Source organism: Pseudonocardia sp. ICBG162 (assembly GCF_020496225.1).
Lineage (GTDB): Bacteria > Actinomycetota > Actinomycetes > Mycobacteriales > Pseudonocardiaceae > Pseudonocardia > Pseudonocardia alni.
In genome coordinates, this window is the sequence record NZ_JAHLJD010000011.1 from 83,865 (window position 1) to 102,755 (window position 18,891).

Annotated in this window: 11 protein-coding genes and 1 pseudogene; 10 read left to right on the forward strand and 2 right to left on the reverse strand. The window is 75.6% G+C overall.

The window, feature by feature from the left end; translation table 11 throughout:
- Positions 1-11 precede the first annotated feature (11 nt).
- Complete coding sequence (locus KPL60_RS03285) at positions 12-1,493, reverse strand: alkaline phosphatase D family protein (protein ID WP_255655278.1); 1,482 nt, start codon at positions 1,491-1,493, stop codon at positions 12-14.
- A 489-nt stretch (positions 1,494-1,982) separates the two neighbouring features.
- On the opposite strand from KPL60_RS03285, the gene KPL60_RS03290 reads away from it, so the two are divergent.
- The 8 genes from KPL60_RS03290 to KPL60_RS03325 are packed head-to-tail and all read left to right on the forward strand — an operon-like array spanning position 1,983 to position 15,818.
- The gene (locus KPL60_RS03290; RefSeq protein WP_226364864.1) at positions 1,983-4,676 is read left to right on the forward strand and encodes a Pls/PosA family non-ribosomal peptide synthetase; all 2,694 of its coding nucleotides are present in this window, start codon (positions 1,983-1,985) and stop codon (positions 4,674-4,676) included.
- Positions 4,673-7,213 (forward strand): non-ribosomal peptide synthetase, encoded by a 2,541-nt coding sequence (locus KPL60_RS03295; RefSeq protein WP_226364865.1) that lies wholly within the window; start codon positions 4,673-4,675, stop codon positions 7,211-7,213. The genes KPL60_RS03290 and KPL60_RS03295 overlap by 4 nt, the downstream gene beginning before the upstream one ends.
- A gap of 17 nt (positions 7,214-7,230) precedes the next feature.
- The gene (locus KPL60_RS03300; protein ID WP_226364866.1) at positions 7,231-8,208 is read left to right on the forward strand and encodes a TauD/TfdA family dioxygenase; all 978 of its coding nucleotides are present in this window, start codon (positions 7,231-7,233) and stop codon (positions 8,206-8,208) included.
- Complete coding sequence (sbnB, locus tag KPL60_RS03305; protein ID WP_226357549.1) at positions 8,205-9,248, forward strand: 2,3-diaminopropionate biosynthesis protein SbnB; 1,044 nt, start codon at positions 8,205-8,207, stop codon at positions 9,246-9,248. The genes KPL60_RS03300 and sbnB overlap by 4 nt, the downstream gene beginning before the upstream one ends.
- 31 nt (positions 9,249-9,279) lie before the next feature.
- Entirely contained in the window at positions 9,280-10,335 is a 1,056-nt protein-coding gene (sbnA, locus tag KPL60_RS03310; protein ID WP_226357548.1) for a 2,3-diaminopropionate biosynthesis protein SbnA, read from the forward strand.
- The gene (locus tag KPL60_RS03315) at positions 10,335-12,893 is read left to right on the forward strand and encodes a hypothetical protein (RefSeq protein WP_226364504.1); all 2,559 of its coding nucleotides are present in this window, start codon (positions 10,335-10,337) and stop codon (positions 12,891-12,893) included. The genes sbnA and KPL60_RS03315 overlap by 1 nt, the downstream gene beginning before the upstream one ends.
- On the forward strand, positions 12,890-13,990 hold the full coding sequence (locus tag KPL60_RS03320; RefSeq protein ID WP_226364503.1) for an FAD-dependent oxidoreductase: 1,101 nt from the start codon (positions 12,890-12,892) through the stop codon (positions 13,988-13,990). Before KPL60_RS03315 ends, KPL60_RS03320 begins: the two co-directional genes overlap by 4 nt.
- Before the next feature lie 46 nt (positions 13,991-14,036).
- Positions 14,037-15,818 carry an acyl-CoA dehydrogenase gene (locus tag KPL60_RS03325; RefSeq protein ID WP_226364502.1) on the forward strand — a complete coding sequence of 594 codons (1,782 nt, stop codon included), beginning with the start codon at positions 14,037-14,039 and terminating at the stop codon, positions 15,816-15,818.
- Between the two features lie 12 nt (positions 15,819-15,830).
- Here the strand turns inward: KPL60_RS03325 and KPL60_RS03330 are convergent, their stop codons facing one another.
- Complete coding sequence (locus tag KPL60_RS03330) at positions 15,831-16,859, reverse strand: Lrp/AsnC family transcriptional regulator (protein WP_226364501.1); 1,029 nt, start codon at positions 16,857-16,859, stop codon at positions 15,831-15,833.
- Between the two features lie 119 nt (positions 16,860-16,978).
- On the opposite strand from KPL60_RS03330, the pseudogene KPL60_RS35050 reads away from it, so the two are divergent.
- A pseudogene (locus KPL60_RS35050) lies at positions 16,979-18,200 on the forward strand (M20 family metallopeptidase).
- A gap of 53 nt (positions 18,201-18,253) precedes the next feature.
- Positions 18,254-18,891 (forward strand): MFS transporter (locus KPL60_RS35055; protein ID WP_374228590.1); only part of this gene is annotated, 638 nt, incomplete at its 3' end.

Here is an 18,891-nt window from a genome sequence, read left to right on the forward strand (position 1 = left end):
CGGGGGCCGGGTCAGACCTTGTTCAGGCCCGGCTCCCGGTCCGGTACCACGAACGACGCCGCCGTGCGCACCGTGGCACCGGGCTCGCTGACCCGGGACACGGTGCGGAAGTCCGCGCGCATCTGCGCGGGGGTGAACGTCGCCAGCACGTAGCCGCGCCGATCGAGCGACCACACCGAGCTGCCGCTGCCACCGGACTTCGCGTCGCCGTCGCCGTCGCCGCCGGAGGTGACCGAGGTGGTGACGAGCTCGGTGCCGGCGATCCGGTCGTCGGCGCCGGGGATCTCGTTGGCGTGGTGGACGTGCTCGTCGCCGGTGAGGACGACGGCGTTGCGCACACCCGCCTCGGTCCAGCCGCGGACCACCCGCTCCCGGGACCCGGTGAACTCCCCCCAGGTGCCGGACTTGCCGCCGCGGCGCGGGGCGAAGAACACCTGCTGGGCCAGCACGTCCCAGCCCGCGGCGGAGTCGGCCAGCCCGCGCAGCAGCCAGCGTTCCTGGTCGGCGCCGAGCATCGAGCCGCGCATCCGGTACTGGCGGGTGTCCAGGACGTGGAAGGTGGCGAGCGAGCCCCACGAGAGCCGCCGGTAGAGCTGGATGTCCGGGCCGTCGGGCACCGAGGCCCGGCGCAGCGGCATGTGCTCGTAGTACGCCTGGGCCGCGGCCCGGCGCCGGTCGGGCGTCGCGCCGTCCCAGTCGTTGACGACCTCGTGGTCGTCCCACACCACCACCCACGGGGCGACGGCGTGGGCGGCGCGCAGGTCGTCGTCGGAGCGCTGGTGGGCGTGCGTACGGCGGTACCCGGCGAGGGTCTTCGGCTCCGGCGGTCCCGGGTCGCGGACCTCGCCCCGGTCGGTCTCGTAGAAGTAGTCGCCCAGGTGCAGGACGAGGTCGGGTGCATCGGCGGCCAGCCCGCGGTAGGCGGTGAAGTGGCCCGCCCCGAACTTCGCGCACGACGCCGTCGCGATGGTCAGTGAGGCGGCGGCCGCCCCCGCCGCGGGAGCGGTCCGGGTGCGCGCGACGGGGGAGAGGTGGCCACCGGTACGGAACCGGTAGAAGTACTCGCGGCCCGGGGCGAGTCCCGCGGGCTCGGCGTGCACGCTGTGCGCGAGCTCGCGGGTGGCGGTCTCGGTGCCGCGCGACACGACGCGGGCGAAGCGCTCGTCCTCGGCGACCTCCCACTCGACCTCGACGGCCCGGTCGGGCATGCCGCCGCGGCCGTCCTCGGCGTCGGGCTCGGGGGCGAGCCGGGTCCACAGGACCATCCCGTCGGGCGACGGGTCGCCCGAGGCGACGCCGAGGGTGAACGGGTCGGGCGTCGTCGCCTGGCGCAGGGCACCGGCGAACCAGCGGGGCACGGCGGCGGGCTCACCGCCGGGCGTGGCCGGCACCAGCCCGGCGACCGCGGCCCCGAGGGTGCCGAGCAGCACGCTGCGGCGTGGCAGTGCGGTCACACGTCCTCCTGTGCGTGGTGGTCGGGGAGAACCGTCCATGCTCCGCCCCGGCGACCCCGGCGGCGGTGCGCACGCGCCGGGGCCGGTGTCGCCGGACGAGTGAATCACCGCGCGTGCCCGGCCACGGGCGATCGGCCGGAACCGGCCGGGTGCACCCCCGGTCCTCCGCGGCACGCCCGCACCGACGACTGATATGTAGTGAGCTGCATCACATCCAGGCTCACGTCGAACCTCCGCTCGTCGAGTCACGAAAACAGTTCATCGGGATCGCGTCGCATCGCGGCCCGCGACCGCGACGCCCTCGACGTCGCGGTCGGAATCGTGCCGCTGTGCCCCGGAAACGGTGTGAGCCCGGGGTCGGTCGATCATAAAAAATGACTATGTAACGCGTTGGAAATGGTCGACGATTCTGCCCGTACACGCTCGTACTGCCGGGGGATGGCGGTGGTGTCGAAAGACGGGGTGATGACCGCCGGGCCTGTGCGCGAACAGGAATCGCGCACGGTGTCCGAGTCGGAACACGCTGTCGTGATCGCGTTCACAGCGATCATCACGGAGCTGCTCGACGCACCCGTGCGGCCGGACGACCACTTCTTCGTCGACGCGGGTGCCGACTCGATGGTCCTCGCCCGGTTCTGTGCGCGGGTCCGGCAGCGGCCGGACCTGCCGCACGTCGCGATGACCGACGTCTACGCCCACCCCACCGTGGCCGGGCTGGCCGCGGCACTCGCCCCGTCGGTCGCGCACCCCGCTCGCACCGTCGACGACGTGCGCGACGGCTACCGGGCGATCCTCGCCGAGCTGGTCGGCACCGAGGTCGGGGCCGACGCCGACGTGTTCACCGACCTCGGTGCCGACTCCATGACGATGACCCGCTTCTGTGCCCGGGTGCGCCGCCGCGACGACCTTCCCGACGTCGCGATGACCGACGTCTACGCCCACCCCACCGCCGCCGGCCTGGCCGTCGCACTCGCCGGCGACGCCGGTCCCGTGCCGGACGAGGCGCCGCCCGCGCAGCCGGTCCCGACCGGCACCACCCGTGCCTACGTGCTGTGCGGCGCGGCGCAGCTGCTCACCTTCGTCGCGTTCACCCTCGCCTACGGCACCCTGCTCGGCGCGGTGTACCAGTGGATCGCCCTCGGCACCGGGTTGGTGGACTTCTACCTGCGCTCGCTGGCCGCGGTGGCGGTCGCCTTCACGGTGTTCGCGGTGCTCCCGATCGCCGCGAAGTGGCTGCTCGTCGGCCGCTGGACCGAACGCGAGATCCCGCTGTGGAGCGCGTCGTACTACCGGTTCTGGCTGGCCAGGACCCTGGTCCGCACCAACCCGCTGCTGCTGGTCGCCGCGGGCTCGCCGCTGCTGCCGCTCTACCTGCGCCTGCTCGGCGCCCGGATCGGGCCCGGCGTGGTCATGCTGGCGCGCACCATCCCGGCCTGCCCGGACCTGCTCACGATCGGCGCGAACACCGTGCTGCGCAAGGACTCGATCCTGTCCTGCTACCGCGCCGAGCCGGGCATCATCCGGACCGGCCGGGTCACGATCGGTGCCCGCGTCGTCGTCGGCGAGGCGTCGGTGATCGACATCGGGACCGAGATCGGCGACGGCGGACGGCTCGCCCACGCCTCCTCGCTGCACACCGGCCAGGTCGTCCCGGCCGGACAGACCTGGTGGGGGACACCCGCCCGCCCGGGTGGCGGCGACCCCGGTGCCGCGGTGTCCGCCCCGGTCGGGCCGGGCCGGCGCGCCGGCTACGCGGTGGGCCAGCTCGGCTGGCTGCTGCTGGTCTGGCTGCCGCTGGGCACCGGCGTGCTCGACGCGGTGCTGGAGCGGATCCCGACCGTGGCCACGGTGCTGTCCGCCGGGACCGCGGACGTCCTGTCCGGGCGGATGTGGGTCGAGGCGCTCGCGACCACCACGGTCCTGATGTTCGGCGGCATGGTCATCGGGCTGATCGGCGCCACCGTCGTCGCCCGGGTGCTCTCGGCCGGCCTCACCGAGGGGCGTGTGTATCCGCTCTACGGTCTGCGATACACGTTGCAGCGCACCGTGTTACGGATCACCAACATCAGGTTCTTCACGTATCTGCTCGGCGACAGCTCCTACATCGTCGATTATCTCCGGATCATCGGACACGATCTCCGGCGCACCCCGCAGACGGGAACGAATTTCGGTACCGCGGTGAAGCAGGAGACGCCGTACGCCAGCTCGATCGGAACCGGGACGATGGTCGCCGACGGTTTGTCCATCGTCAATGTCGACTATTCGGACACCGCATTCGTCGTGAACCGGACCCGGATCGGGTCGAACTCGTTCCTGGGCAACAGGATCGTCTACACCGCGGGTTCCCGGGTCGGCGACGACTGCCTGATCGCCACCAAGACGCTCGTCCCCACCGACGGCCCGGTGCGCACCGGCGTCGGGCTGCTCGGGTCGCCGCCGTTCGAGATCCCCCGCACCGTCGCCCGGGACTCGACCTTCGGGCACCTGCACACCGGGCTCGACCTGCACGACCGGTTGCGCGCCAAGAACCGCTACAACCGCCGGTCGATCGCGCTGGCCCTGGCGGTCCGCTGGGGCGCCCTGTTCGGGATCACCCTGCTCTCGCTCGTCGTCGCGACGCTGATCGTGCCGCTCGGCCCGATCGCGGTCGGGGTGCAGCTGCTCGTGTCGCTGCTGTTCACGATGGCGTACTCGATCGCCGTCGAGCGGCTCGCCGTCGCCGGGCGGCGCCGGCTGCGGCCCCGCTTCTGCTCGGTGTACGACCCGTACTTCGGGTGGCACGAGCGCTACTGGAAGCTCGTGGTGCAGGGCTGGGACCGGATGCTCGCCGGGACCCCGTTCAAGAACCTCGTCACCCGCGCGCTCGGCGTGCAGATCGGCCGCCGCGTCTTCGACGACGGCTGCGGCATGACCGACCGCACGCTCGTGCGCATCGGCGACGACGCCGTCCTCAACGCCGGCGCGGTCCTGCAGTGCCACTCGCAGGAGGACGGCACCTTCAAGTCCGACCACATCACCGTCGGCACCGGCGCCTGTCTCGACGTCGGCGCCTTCGTCCACTACGGCGCCGTCGTCGGCGACGCCGCCCGCATCGGCTGCGACGCCTTCCTCATGAAGGGCGAGGACGTCCCCGCCGGTGCCGTCTGGGAGGGCAATCCGGCCGCCGCCCCGCGCTCCCGCCCCGCCCCGACCCCGCTGCTGAACGGAGAGACCGCACGATGACCGGCACGCTCGCCGACCCCGCCACCACGACCGCCCGCGAGTACTGGACCCGGGTCCTGCTCACCGGCGGTGCCACCCCGGCCCCGTCCTGGACGGCGACGTCCCGGCCCGGGACCGCCGTGCACACCGAGCCGATCCCGCGGGACGCGGTCGCCGCCGTCGCCGCGGTGACCGGCGTGGAGGCCGGCGCGGTGCTGCTCGCCGCGCACGCCGCCGTCCTCGCGGCCCTGTCCGGCGACACCGAGGTGACCGCCGGGGTCCCGGCCCGCACCGGCGCGACGCCGCTGCCGGTGTGCCTGGACACGGCCCGCAGCTGGTCCGCGCTGGTCACCGCGGCCGCCGACACCCTGGCCGGGCTGCGCGCCCACCCCGAGCCCGACCTGGGACGCCTCGCCGCCGAGCTCGGGACCGCGGTGCCGTCGTTCGGCACGGTGCTCGACCCGGGCGCGGACCTGCGCGGCGCCGAGATCGCCCCCGGCGCGCTGGACCGGACCGGTGAGCGCGGTGCCGACCCGGACACCACCACCGGCGACGGGCCCGGTGCCGCCGGGCTGCACGTCGCGGTGTCCGGGGGGACCCTGCGCCTGACCCACCGTCTCGACCTCCTCGACGAGGGCGCGGCCGCCCGGATCGCCGGCTACCACGCCGCGGCCCTGGCGCTCGCCGCCGCCGACCCCGACGCGCCCGTGCGCCCGTCGGCGCTGGTCGGGCGGGCCGAGCGCGACGCCCAGCTCGGCGACCTCGCCGGCCGGCCCCGGGACCTGCCCGACCGCCGCCCGCACGAGCTGCTCGCCGACCGCGCCGCCGCGGCCCCCGACGAGGTCGTCGCCGAGCACGCGGGCGTCACCCTCACCCGCGCCGAGCTGGAGGACCGCGCCGCCCGCGTCGCCTCGACCCTGCTCGACGCCGGGCTGGCGCCCGAGGACGTCGTCGCCGTGGTGTGCGACCGCGACCTCGACTGGATGGTCGCGGTGCTCGCCGTCCTGCGCGCCGGTGGCGCCTACCTGCCGGTCGAGCCGCACTTCCCGTCCGAGCGGATCGCCCGCACGCTCACCCGCGCCGGGTGCCGGATCGCGCTGACCACCGACGCCACCCGCGCCCACCTCGACGAGGCCGGCGTCGCGACGACGGTGCTGACCGTGCCCGACGCGGTCGCCGCCGCCGACGGCCCCGCACCCACCGCCGACGTCCCGGCCGACGGGCTCGCCTACCTGTACTTCACCTCCGGCTCCACCGGCGAGCCCAAGGGCGCGATGTGCGAGCACGCCGGGATGCTCAACCACCTGCTCGCCAAGATCGAGGACCTGGAGCTGGAGCCGGGCTGCGTGGTCGCCCAGACCGCGCCGCAGTGCTTCGACATCTCGCTGTGGCAGCTCGTCGCGGGTCCGCTCGCCGGCGGGCGGACCCTGCTCGTCGAGCAGGACGTGATCCTCGACGTCCGCCGCTTCGTCGACACCCTGGTGCGGTCCCGGGTCACCGTCGCCCAGCTCGTGCCCAGCTACCTCGAGGTCGTGCTGACCTACCTGGAGGAGCACCCCACGGCGCTGCCCGACCTGCGGATGGTCTCGGCCACCGGGGAGGCGCTCAAGACCGAGCTGGTGCAGCGCTGGTTCCGGGTGCTGCCCGGCGTCCCGCTGGTCAACGCCTACGGCCTCACCGAGACCTCCGACGACACGAACCACGCCGTGCTGCGCGAGGCCCCCGCGGACGGCCGGGTCCCGCTCGGCGCCCCGGTGCCCGGGGTGAAGGTCTACGTCGTCGACGCCGACCTGGCGCCGGTCCCGCTCGGCGCGCCCGGGGAGATCGTGTTCTCCGGGGTGTGCGTCGGCCGCGGCTACGTCAACGACCCCGACCGCACCGCCGCCGCGTTCGGCTCGGACCCGCACCGGCCCGGTGAGCGGCTCTACCGCAGCGGCGACCACGGCCGCTGGCGCCCGGACGGGCAGCTCGAGTTCCTCGGCCGCCGCGACAACCAGGTCAAGATCCGCGGGTTCCGGATCGAGATCGGCGAGATCGAGAACGCGCTGCTGGCGGTGCCCGGCGTCCGCGACGCGTGCGTCGTCGTCGCGACGACCGCGGGCGGGCCGCAGCTGGTCGCCTACCACGCCGGCGACGGCCCGGACGCGCCCGAGGTGCGGGCCCGGCTGGCGCGCAGCCTGCCCGCCTACATGGTCCCGCCGACGGTCCACCGGCTCGACCCGCTGCCGGTCACCGCCAACGGCAAGATCGACCGCAAGACCCTCACCGCGCACGCGACCGCGGCCGCGGCGCAGGCCGCCGTCGCTCCGGCGGTGGGTGGCCCGACCGGCGGCGAGCTCACCGCGGCCCAGCGCCGCGTCGTCGACGCCGTCACCCGCGTGCTCGACCTGCCCGCCGGATCGGTGGGCCCCGACGACGACTTCGCCGACCTGGGGGGCAGCTCGCTGTCCGCGGTGAAGCTCGTGATCGCACTCGGCCGGGCCGTCACGGTCCGCCAGGTGCTCGACCATCCCGTCCTCACCGACCTCGCCGGGTTGCTCCCGGCCGACCAGCTCTGACCACCACAGGGGGAGACATGACCGGATCACTGCTGGGGGTGCGCCCGCACCCCGGACGACCGCCCGTCCTCGACGCCGGCCCGGGCGGCGACGCCGCCGGCTGGACCGAGCGCCACGGCGACGCGCTGCGCGACCTGCTCGACGACCACGGTGTCGTGCTGGTGCGCGGGCTCGGCCTGCGCACCGTCGCCGACGTCGCCGGTGTGGCCGCCCGGCTGGGGACCGGCAGCTACGTCGAGCGCGAGGCGATCGCCGCCCGGACCCTGCTGTCCGACGGCGTCTACTCGGCCACCCCGTGGCCCGCGCGCCAGCCGATGTGCGCCCACCACGAGCTGTCCTACGTCCTGGACACGCCCGCCACGCTGCTGTTCGCCTGCCTGCGTGCACCCGAGACCGGCGGCGCGACACCGCTGGTCGACACCACCCGGGTCGCGGCGGACCTGCCGCCCGCACTCGTCGACCGCGTCGAGCGCGAGGGCTGGATCCTCACCCGCTCCTACGGCGACGACATCGGCGCCTCCTGGGAGCAGGCGTTCGGCACCGCCGACCGCGACGCCGTCGAGCGCTACTGCCGGGCCAACGCCATCGCCACCGAGTGGACGCCCGACGGCGGGCTCCGCACCCGCCAGCGCCGGCACGGCGTGCTGATGCACCCGGTCACCGGGCAGCGGGTCTGGTTCAACCAGATCGCGTTCCTGTCGGAGTTCGCGATGGACCCCGAGGTCCGCGAGTTCCTGCTGGAGATGCACGGCCCGGACGGGCTGCCGTTCAGCACCCGCTTCGGCGACGGTTCCCCGGTGCCCGAGGCGGTCGTCGACGAGATCAACGCCGCGCACGACCGGCACGCCGTCCGCGAGCCCTGGCAGGACGGCGACCTGCTGGTCGTGGACAACCTGCGGTTCGCCCACGGCCGCGACCCCTACACCGGTGACCGGCACGTCGTCGTCGCCATGACCGACGGCGTCGCCGTCCCCGCCTTCGAGGGAGCCCGATGAACGCCCCGGCCGAGTCCGTCCCCGCCTTCTCCGTGATCTCCGGCGCCCAGGTGGCGCGGGCGCTCGGCGGGCGGGAGAAGGAGCTCGTCGAGCTCGTCGAGGACACCTACCGGGTGCACGGTGCCGGCGCGACGGTGAACCCGCCGTCGTACTTCCTGCGGTTCCCGGACCGGCCGTCGTCGCGGATCATCGCGCTGCCCGCGTCGCTGGGCGGCACCGGTGACGACACCGGCGTCGACGGCATCAAGTGGATCTCCAGCTTCCCGGAGAACGTCGCCCGCGGCGTCCCCCGGGCCTCGGCGGTGCTGATCCTCAACGACCCCCGCACCGGCTACCCGTACGCCTGCCTGGAGAGCTCGATCATCTCCGCGACGCGCACCGCGGCGTCCGCGGCCTCGGCGGCCGACCGGCTGTCACGCGACGGGGCCCGCCCGCGTCGCGTCGGGTTCGTCGGGACCGGCCTGATCGCCCGCTACATCCACCAGTTCCTGGTCGGCACCGGCTGGACCTTCGACGAGGTCGGCGTTTTCGACCTCTCCGCGGACTCCGCCGGGGGGTTCCGGGGCCACGTCGAGCGCACCGCGCCGGGCGAGGTCCGGATCCACGACTCCGCCGAGTCGCTGGTCCGCGGCAGCGACCTGGTGATCTTCGCGACCGTCGCGGGGACCCCGCATGTGCACGACCCCGCCTGGTTCGACCACCACCCGCTGGTGCTCAACGTGTCGCTGCGCGACCTGTCCGCGGACATCGTGCTCAGCGCCTTCAACGTCCTCGACGACGTCGAGCACTGCCTCAAGGCCGACACCTCCCCGCACCTGGCCGAACAGGCCACCGGGAACCGCGACTTCGTCGACGGGACCCTCGACCAGGTGCTCGACGGCACGCTGGCCGTCCCCACCGACCGCACGGTCGTGTTCTCCCCGTTCGGCCTCGGGGTCCTCGACCTCGCCGTCGGACGGTTCGTCCACGCCGAGGTCGCCCGCGCCGGCGAGCTGCACACCGTCGACGACTTCTTCCACGAGCTGAGCCGGCACGGCTGAGCCGCCACCACTGGTACACGAGGGGTCGACGATGACCGTCATCTCCGCACCCGAAGACTTCAACACCGACGACCTGTACGTCGACCTGACCGGGGTCCTCGGGCTGTCGCTCTACCTCAAGTGCGAGGGCTTCAACTTCGCAGGATCGGTCAAGCTCAAGGCCGCACTCGGCATGGTCACCGACGCCGAGCGGCGCGGCCTGCTGCGTCGCGGATCGGTGCTCGTGGAGTCCTCCTCGGGCAACCTCGGCGTCGCGCTCGCCATGATCGCGGCGAGCCGGGGCTACCGGTTCGTCTGCGTCACCGACCCGCGCTGCAACCCGGCGACGCACCGGCTGATGGAGGCGCTCGGCGCGGAGGTCCGCGTCGTCGACACCCCGGACGCGGCCGGTGGCTTCCTCGCCACCCGGATCGCACTGGTCCGCTCGCTGGTCGCCGGCGACGACCGCTACGTCTGGCTCAACCAGTACGCCAACCCGGAGAACCAGGGCTCGCACCTGGTCACCACGGGGCCGGAGATCGAGGCGGCGTTCCCGCAGCTCGACGTGGTCTTCGTCGGCGCGGGCACGACCGGCACGCTGATGGGCTGCGCCCGCTACTTCCGGTCCCGGCCGCGGCCGGTCCGGGTGGTCGCGGTCGACGCGGCCGGGTCGGTCACCTTCGGCGACCGGCCGACGCCCCGGATGATCCCGGGGCTGGGCACCAGCGTCCGCCCGGAGGCGCTCGACGAGTCCTACATCGACGACGTCGTGCACGTCGCCGAGCCCGACACGCTCGAGGCGTGCCACGCCCTGGCCCGCCGCGGGTTCCTGTTCGGCGGGTCGACGGGCACCGTCGTCGCGGGGGCCGCGGACTGGCTGCGCCGCCACGGTGACGCGACGACCACGGCCGTCGCGCTCGCCCCGGACCTGGGGGAGCGCTACCTCGACACGGTCTACCGGCCGTCGTGGCTGGCCGAGCACTTCGGCCCCGAGGTGGCGGCCGGGATGCCGCAGCCGCGCGACGCCACGATCACCGAGGTCACGCCCGCCGGTGTGGTCACCGAGATCCTGCCCGGCGGCCCGGCCCTGGTCGCGGGGTCCCGCTGATGGCCCGCACCAGGACCCCGCGGGCCCCGCTGGTCCCGCCGCGGCGCGAGGCACCGGCGGAGACGGCGGCCGGGGCGTCGCCGTCCCGGCCGACGCCCTACCGCCGCGAGAACGCGTCGCAGGAGCCCGCCGGCGGTGCCCCGGGTGCCGTCGACGACGCCTCCGCGACGACGGCGCTGCCCGCGTTCACCCCGTCGTCGGCCGGTGGGGGGCCGGTCCCGGCGCGCAACGCCGGGACGGCGGCCCCGCCGCAGCAGGGCGGGGCGTCGGCCCTGCCGTCCTCCGGTGCGGCCCCGGCGCGGGGCGACGAGCGAGTCCCGGTGCGCGACGCCGACCCGGCGTCGCCCGGCACCGGTGCCGCCGAGCCGTCCCGCTCCGCCGAGCCGTCGCGTTCCGCTGAGCCGTCGCGTTCCGCTGAGCCGTCGCGTTCCGGCACGCCGGAGCGGGCCCGGTCGCGGCGGCGGGGGCTGCTGCCGCCGCCGGGTGCGGTGACCCGCGCCGAGCCCGCCGCGTCGCCGGCGGGTGCCGGTACCCCGGACGGTTCCGGCGCTCCCGGTGCTTCCGGTACGTCCGGTGTCTCCGCTGCTTCCGGCGCTTCCGGGGTGGAGGACACCGTGCAGACGCGCCCGCGCACCGGGGCCGACCCGCGCAACGGCACCGACCCGCGCAACGGGACCGACGCGCAGCACGGGACCGAGTCGCGCACCTCGGCCGGGGCACGCACCGGGGCCGAGACACGCAACGGCACCGACGCACGCAACGGCACCGAGCCGCGCGCCGGGGCCCACCGCACCGCGACCCCGACGTCGCTGCCGACCTCACCCCGCACCGACACCCCGGCCACGTCCACGGCTCCGCCTCCGGCTCCGGTGAACGGCGCGAAGGGCGTGAACGGCGTGAACGGCGTGAACGGCGTGAACGGTGCGCACGGCGCGGCGTCGGCCACGACGCCCGTCGACCCGTCGGCGGTCACGGGGACGGCGCCGGTCACCGGCCCGTCGGCCCTGCCCACCCGGTCCACAGCGTCGGGCGCGCCGGCACCGACGGCACCGTCCCGCCCGTCCCCGGCCACCTCGGCGATCCCGCGGGTGCCGCCGACGGCGTCCGTGCCCACCCGGGCACCGGCCCCGCAGCGGTCCCCGGTCGCACCCCTGCGCCCGGCCCCGACGGGATCCGCACCCGCGCTGCCGGCCGGGTTCGACGGTCCGGCCCCGCCGACGGCCCCGCCCGTGGCGCCCCGGCCGGACCGGACCGCGGCACCGGCCCCGTCGACCACCCCCGCGGCCGCACCGATCCCGGCCGCGACACCGGCACCCGTCCCGTCCGGGGCGGACCGCAACGGCCCCCTGACGGAGATCGGCGCGACCCTGCGCCGTCGCCGCGTCCCCGTCACCGGCGCCGTGCTGCTCGCGGCCGCGGGCGCCGCGGGCCTGGCCGTGCTCTTCCCACCGCCCACCGTCGCGACGACGTCGGTGCAGGTCGGCTCGGTCGGCACCGCCGACCCCGGGCCCGCCACCACCCGCGCGCTCGCCGCGGCCGGCAGCGCCGCCTTCACCGACCGCGTCGCCCAGCTGACCGGCTCCACCGTCACCGACGTCGCCGGGCGCCTCGTGCTCACCGCACCCGAACCGGGTGTGGTCGCCGTCCGCGCCACCGGCACCGACGACGCGACCGCCACCGCGCTGGCCGGTGACGCGGTCACCGCGCTGCGCGAGCGCATCGGCGCCCTCGACGCCGCCGTCACCACCGGCGGCACCCAGCCGCTGCGCGCCGAGATCGACCGGCGCGCCGCCGACGCCCAGGCCACCGGCAACTCGGGCACCACCGGGACCGACCCGGTCGCCGAGCAGCTCGGCCGGACGCTGGCCGACCGGACCGGGCAGGTCACCGTCGTCGTCGACGGGCCCGCCCCGGTCGTCGCACCGGAGGTCCCGACCGCGTGGTGGGTCGGCGGAGCGGCCGGGATCGGCGCCGGTGCGGCGCTGCTGCTGGCCGGTCTCGGGGTGCCCGCGGTCCGCCGCGGCCGCGGGCTGCTGCCCGAGGCCCACCCCGAGGACCGGCTCCGGGCCCGGCTCGACGTGCCGGTGCTCGCCCCGGGCACCGCCCCGGACGCGGTGCCGCGCCTGGCCGGTGCCTACCGCGACCTGCTGCGCGACGTCGAGTGCCTCACCGTCGTCCAGCTGACCCGCGAGCCCGCCTGCGACGTCGCGTCCGAGCTGGTCAAGGCGGCCGCACTGGTGGGGGACCGGCGTGACTACCGCGACCTCACCCCCGGCGCCCCGGCGACGACCGTCGCCCCCGGGACGCCGGTGGTGCGGGCCCTGCGCGTCCCGCGGCTCGCCCACGAGGACCTGCGCACCGTGCGCGACGGCGGGCCGAGCGTGCTCGTCGTCGAGACCGCCGCGACGACCACCGAGGACGTCGTGACGGCCGTCGCCGCGCTGCGGGCGGTCGGCGCGCCGCCGCTGCTCTGCCTGGTCTGGCCGGGACGCCTGCCCCGGGACCCGGCCCGCGTGCCGCTGCCCGCGGACGCCCGGATCCGGTCGCAGAACCCGTGAGACGGGCCGGGTCGGTCGAGTGCGCCGTCGTCGGGCTGGGTGTGCTCGGCGCGGCGTCGCTGCTCGCGCTGGCCCGCGCCGGGGTGTCCTGCGTCGGGCTGGAGTCCGGGCGCGTCGGCCACCCCGACGGCGGCTCCGGCGGCGAGACGCGGATCTTCCGCACCGCCGTCGCGACCGGGCCGGACCACGTCCGCCTGCTCGACCGCAGCCGTGAGCTCTGGACCGGGCTGCCCGGCGCGCCGTTCACCGCCTGCGGCGCGCTCACCCTCGGCGCGCGCGACGACCCGCGGGTCCGGGCGGTCGCGCTGCCGGGCCGGACCACCGTGCTCGACGCGGCCGCGGCGGCCGTGCGCTGGCCCGCGCACCTGCTCGGCGCGGACGAGGTGGCCGTGCTCGACCCGGGCGGCGGGCTGCTCGACGCCGGCACCGCCACCCGCGGGCTCGTCGCGGAGGCCCGCCGGGCCGGGGCGGCCGTCCGGGAGGGCGTCACCGTCGTCGGCATCGGCAGGCGGCGCGGGCGCGTCGTGCTCCACACCGTCGACGGCGAGACCGTCGCCGACAGCGTCGTGATCGCCACCGGCCACGGCGCCGGTCTCGTCCCGGGCGCCACCGGGATCGAGCAGCGCCGCGTCGTGCTGAGCTGGTTCGGGGTGCGCGACCCCGCCCGGTTCGCGCCCGCGGTCTTCCCTCCCGGGATCCACACCGCGGCACCGGTGCACTCGTTCTTCCCCGCCGTCGACGGCGCCACCGTCAAGATCAACCACCAGCAGCCGCAGCCCCGCGTCCACTCGCCGGCCGACCACCATCCGCTGGTCGAGGCCGGCTACACCCGGGACTGGGCCGGTGCGGTCGCCGCCCGCCTCGCCGGGATGTCCGACCGGCCCGCCCGGCTGGAGTCCTACGTCGAGGGCTACACCCCGACCCGCCGCGGCATCGTCGCGCTCGCCCCGGGGGAGCCGCGCACCGTCGTCCTCGGCGGGTTCTCCGGCCAGGGCTTCAAGTACGCCCCGGCCGTCGGCGAGCTCGTCGCCGACCTGGTGCGGACCGGCCGGTCCGGGTCGCCGGCGTTCGCCCCGGCGCTCGCGGTCGGGGGCTGAGCGGCCCGCTTCCCCGGACCCGCCCCGGGGTGCGATCGTGGGTGCCGTGCGAGCGCAGCTGATCTCCCGTGCCGACCTCGACTTCCTGCTCCACGACTGGCTGCGGGTGGTCGAGCTCTGCGACCGCGAGCGCTACGCCGAGCACGACCGCGACACCATCGACGCCGTCGTCGACCTCGCCGCGCAGGTCGCGACCGAGCACTTCGCGCCGCACCGCAAGATCTCCGACACCCGCGAGCCCGAGTTCGACGGCGAGCGCGTCACCCTCCCCGACGAGGTCCGCGCCGCGCTGAAGGTGCTGGGCGACACAGGGATCGTCGGCGCCGGGCTCGACGCGCGGGTGGGCGGCATGGCGCTGCCGGCCGTCGTCGTCCAGGCCTGCTTCGTCTGGCTGCACGCCGGCAACGTCGCCACCGCCGCCTACCCGATGCTCACCGTCGCCGCGGCCAACCTGCTGCTCACCCACGGCAGCTCAGAACAGGTGCAGACCTGGGTGCGCCCGATGGTGGAGGGCCGCTACTTCGGCACGATGTGCCTGTCCGAGCCGCAGGCCGGGTCGTCGCTGGCGGACGTCACCACCCGGGCCGAGCCCCGCGACGACGGCACGCACCGGATCACCGGCACCAAGATGTGGATCTCCGGCGGCGAGCACGAGCTGGGGGAGAACATCGTCCACCTGGTGCTGGCGAAGATCCCCGGCGGACCGGCCGGGGTGAAGGGCATCTCGCTGTTCGTGGTGCCCCGGGTGCTGGAGAACGGCGAACGCAACGACGTCGCCCTCGCCGGGCTGAACCACAAGATGGGCTACCGCGGCACCGTCAACACCGTGCTGAACTTCGGCGAGGGCCGCGCCACGCCGGGTGGCGAGGCGGGCGCCGTCGGCTACCTGGTGGGGGAGCCGCACACCGGCCTCGCCCAGATGTTCCACATGATGAACGAGGCCCGGGTCGGGGTCGGGGCGGGAGCCACCGCACTCGGCTACGCCGGCTACCTGCTGGCCCTCGAGCACGCCCGCACCCGCACCCAGGGCCGCCCGGCCGGCGCGAAGGACCCGGCGAGCCCGCAGGTCCCGCTCGTCGCCCACACCGACGTGCGCCGGATGCTGCTCGCGAGCAAGTCCTACGTGGAGGGTGCGCTCGCGCTGAACCTGTACTGCGGGCGGCTCCTCGACGAGGAGCGCACCGCAGGCACCGAGCAGGAGCGACGCCGGGCGCACCTGCTGCTGGACGTGCTGACCCCGGTCGTGAAGAGCTGGCCGTCGCAGTGGTGCCTGCACGCCAACGACCTCGCGATCCAGATCCACGGCGGCTACGGCTACACCCGCGACCACGACGTCGAGCAGCTCTACCGGGACAACCGGCTCAACCCGATCCACGAGGGCACCCACGGCATCCAGGGCCTGGACCTGCTGGGGCGCAAGGTCGTGATGCAGGGGGGTGCCGGGCTGACGCTGCTGCGGGAGACGATCGGGGAGACCGTGGCGCGGGGCCGTGCGGCGGGCGGGGAGCTCGCCGCGCACGCCGACGCCGTCGCCGCGGCCGCGGACCGGGTCGTCGAGGTCACCGGGACCGTGCACGGCCAGGACGACCCGGCGCTCGCCGTCGCGCACTCCTCGGTCTACCTGGAGGCGGTCGGGCACGTCGTGCTCGCCTGGATCTGGCTGGAGCAGGCGCTCGCCGCCGAGGGCCGCGACGGCGACCTGTACGACGGCAAGCGCGCCGCCGCGCGCTACTTCGTGCGCCACGAGCTGCCCCGCACCGGACCGCAGCTGGACCTGCTCGCGTCGCTGGACCGGACCACCCTCGACGTCCGCGACGCCTGGCTCTGACCCGGCGCCGCCTCAGCCGGGGAACACCGGGACGCACGTCCCGGTGGCCCGGCCGTCGGGGTGCAGCAGCCACCCCATCCGCTTGCGGGTCCGCAGGATCACCGAGGTGTCCACGATCTGCGCCTGCGGCAGCGACCGCTCCAGCGCCGACTGCATTCCCACCAGCTCGCCCAGCGAGTGCGTCCAGGCGGTGAGCAGCAGGTTCTCCGGCCCGGTGAGCGACAGGCACAGCCGCACCCGCGGGTCGGTCCGGACCCGGCGCACCGCGGCCTCGACCGCGGCGGTCGGCAGCCGGATCCACCACGTCACGCAGATGGGCCACCGGGTCAGCAGCTGTGCGACCTCGCAGCGGAACACCAGCGCCCGCGAGCGCACCAGCGCCGACAGCTGCCGGCGCACCGTCGACGCCGGCCGCCCGACCCGGGCCGCGAGCTCCGCGGCGCTCTCCCGCCCGTCGGCGCACAGCTCCCGCACCAGCGGCGCGTACACCGGACCCCGCAGGTCGACGCCGCCCGCCTGCGGTGTGGTGTCCGCCCGGCGCAGCGCGCGCACGGCCGCGACCTGCCGGGCGTCGAGCGCGTCGAGCCGCCACCGGCTGCCCTCCCGGTGCACCCGCGACGCCAGGTGCGTGCGCACCGACGCGACCCCGGCGACCCGCCCGATCCGGTCCAGCACCAGCCCGGACAGCTCCGTGAACGACGCCGCGTTCACCGTCAGCAGCAGGTCCCGGCCGCGGGCGGCGTACTCGATGGTCATCACCGACGGCTCGGAGTCCAGCGCCGCGGCGACCCCCGCGAGCCGCCCCGGGGCGCAGTCCACCTCGACCAGCGCCACCTGCATGGCGTCCTCGCCGACCACCGGGTAGCAGCTGATCCACGCGTGCCCGGACCCCTGCAGGCGGGCCCAGCGCCGGGCGAGTGTCACCGGCGCGGCGTCGAGCACCGGGCCGAGCCCGGCCCAGCTCGCGCGCGGGTGCAGCTGCAGCGCGTGGACGAGCGCGAAGTCGTCCTCGGACAGCGGATGGCGGTCGGTTCCGTCCACGGGGCCCCCGATCCGGATCGGATCGGTCGATGTTACGTGCCGTAACGCGCGGGCTCCGAGACTCGGGCAGGACCTCCGGCGGGCAGCGTGGCCCTCCGGTACGACCCGAGGGGACGCTTGTGGATCTTCGTGACGACGCCCGGTCGCTGCAGCCGGACCTGGCGCACCTGCGCCGGGAGCTGCACCGCGACCCCGAGGTCGGCCTGACCCTGCCCCGGACCCGCGACCGCGTCCTCGACGCACTGGCGGGACTCCCGCTGGAGATCACCGGGGGGACCACGACGACGTCGGTCACCGCGGTCCTGCGCGGCACCGCCCCGGGCGGCGGCGCGGACGCCCCGGTGGTCCTGCTGCGCGGCGACATGGACGGCCTCCCGGTCACGGAGAACTCCGGCGAGGACTTCGCGGCGCGGACCGGCACCATGCACGCCTGCGGCCACGACCTGCACACCGCGGCGCTGGCCGGGGCCGCGCGGCTGCTCAGCGCCCACCGCGACCACCTCGCCGGCGACGTCGTGTTCATGTTCCAGCCTGGCGAGGAGGGCTTCGACGGCGCCGGCCACATGCTCGCCGAGGGTGTCCTGACCGCGGCCGGGCGGCGCGCCGACCACGCCTACGGCCTGCACGTGTTCGCCAACCGGATGCCCGCCGGGCTGGTCACGACCCGACCCGGGGTGTTCCTGTCCGCCTCGCACGCGCTCGACGTCGTCGTGCACGGGGCGGGTGGCCACGGCTCCAACCCGCACACCGCCCGGGACCCGATCGCCGCGGCCGCGGAGATGATCACCGCACTGCAGACGATGGTGACCCGCCGCTTCGACATGTTCGACCCGGTCGTGCTGACCGTCGGCGTCGTCGCCGCCGGCACCCGGCGCAATGTCATCCCCGACACGGCCCGCTTCGAGGCCACCGTGCGCAGCTTCTCCGACGTCCACGCCGCGACGCTGCCGGTGCTGGTCCGCGAGGTCTGCGACGGTGTCGCCGCCGCCCACGGCGTCCGCGCCGAGGTCGTCTGGACCGACGAGTACCCGCGCACCGTCAACGACGCCGACGAGGCCGCGTTCGCCGCCGGGGTGTGCGCCGAGCTGCTCGGCGAGGACCGGTTCCGGCTCGCCCCGAACCCGGTCAGCGGCTCCGAGGACTTCTCCCGGGTGCTCGCCGCCGTCCCCGGTGCGTTCCTCGGGATGGGCGCCTGCCTGCCCGGCCGGCGCCGACCCCGACACCGCGCCGATGAACCACTCGCCGCTCGCCCGCTTCGACGACGGCGTCCTCGCCGACGCGACCGCGCTGTACGCCGCGCTCGCCACCACCCGCCTCGCCCCGGCCGCGGTGGCGGCATGACCGAGCGCACCGAGCGGCGTCGCACGATCCTCGGGATCGGCGCCGGCAACGCCATGGAGTGGTTCGACTGGAACGTCTACGCGACGTTCTCGGCGTTCTTCGCCCCGCAGTTCTTCGCCGGCGACGACACCGGCACCGCCCTGCTCAAGACGCTCGCGGTGTTCGCCGTCGGGTTCGTCGCCCGCCCGTTCGGCGGCTTCCTGTTCGGCTGGATCGCCGATCGCCGCGGCCGGAAGCTGTCGATGGCGCTGTGCGTGGCGACCGCCGCGGTGGGCAGCCTGGTGATCGGGCTCGTCCCGACCCACGCCGTCATCGGCATCGCCGCACCGGTCGTGCTGGTCCTGGCCCGGCTGGCGCAGGGCCTCGCGCACGGGGGCGAGCTGCCCGCCGCACAGACCTACCTCGCCGAGATGGCCCCGCCCGCCCGGCGCGGGCTGTGGTCGAGCCTCATCTACTTCTCCGGCACCGCGGGCATCCTGGTCGGGACGGTGCTCGGAGCCGTCCTGTCGAGCGTGCTCACCCGCGAGGAGATGGCCGCCTACGGCTGGCGGGTGCCGTTCGTCCTGGGCGGGCTGTTCGGGCTGTACGCGCTGGTCATGCGGCTGCGGATGCGTGAGTCCGACACCTACTCCCGAGAGGAGGAGGCCCGCACCGCGACGCCCGGCCGCCCGTCGCTGTGGCGCCAGGTCCT

Coding starts and splice junctions, on each gene's coding strand:
- sbnA (WP_226357548.1), top strand. CDS start 9,280: ATGACCGTCATCTCCGCACCCGAAGACTTCAACACCGACGACCTGTAC.
- KPL60_RS03315 (WP_226364504.1), top strand. CDS start 10,335: ATGGCCCGCACCAGGACCCCGCGGGCCCCGCTGGTCCCGCCGCGGCGC.
- KPL60_RS03285 (WP_255655278.1), bottom strand. CDS start 1,493: ATGGACGGTTCTCCCCGACCACCACGCACAGGAGGACGTGTGACCGCA.
- KPL60_RS03295 (WP_226364865.1), top strand. CDS start 4,673: ATGACCGGCACGCTCGCCGACCCCGCCACCACGACCGCCCGCGAGTAC.
- KPL60_RS03300 (WP_226364866.1), top strand. CDS start 7,231: ATGACCGGATCACTGCTGGGGGTGCGCCCGCACCCCGGACGACCGCCC.
- sbnB (WP_226357549.1), top strand. CDS start 8,205: ATGAACGCCCCGGCCGAGTCCGTCCCCGCCTTCTCCGTGATCTCCGGC.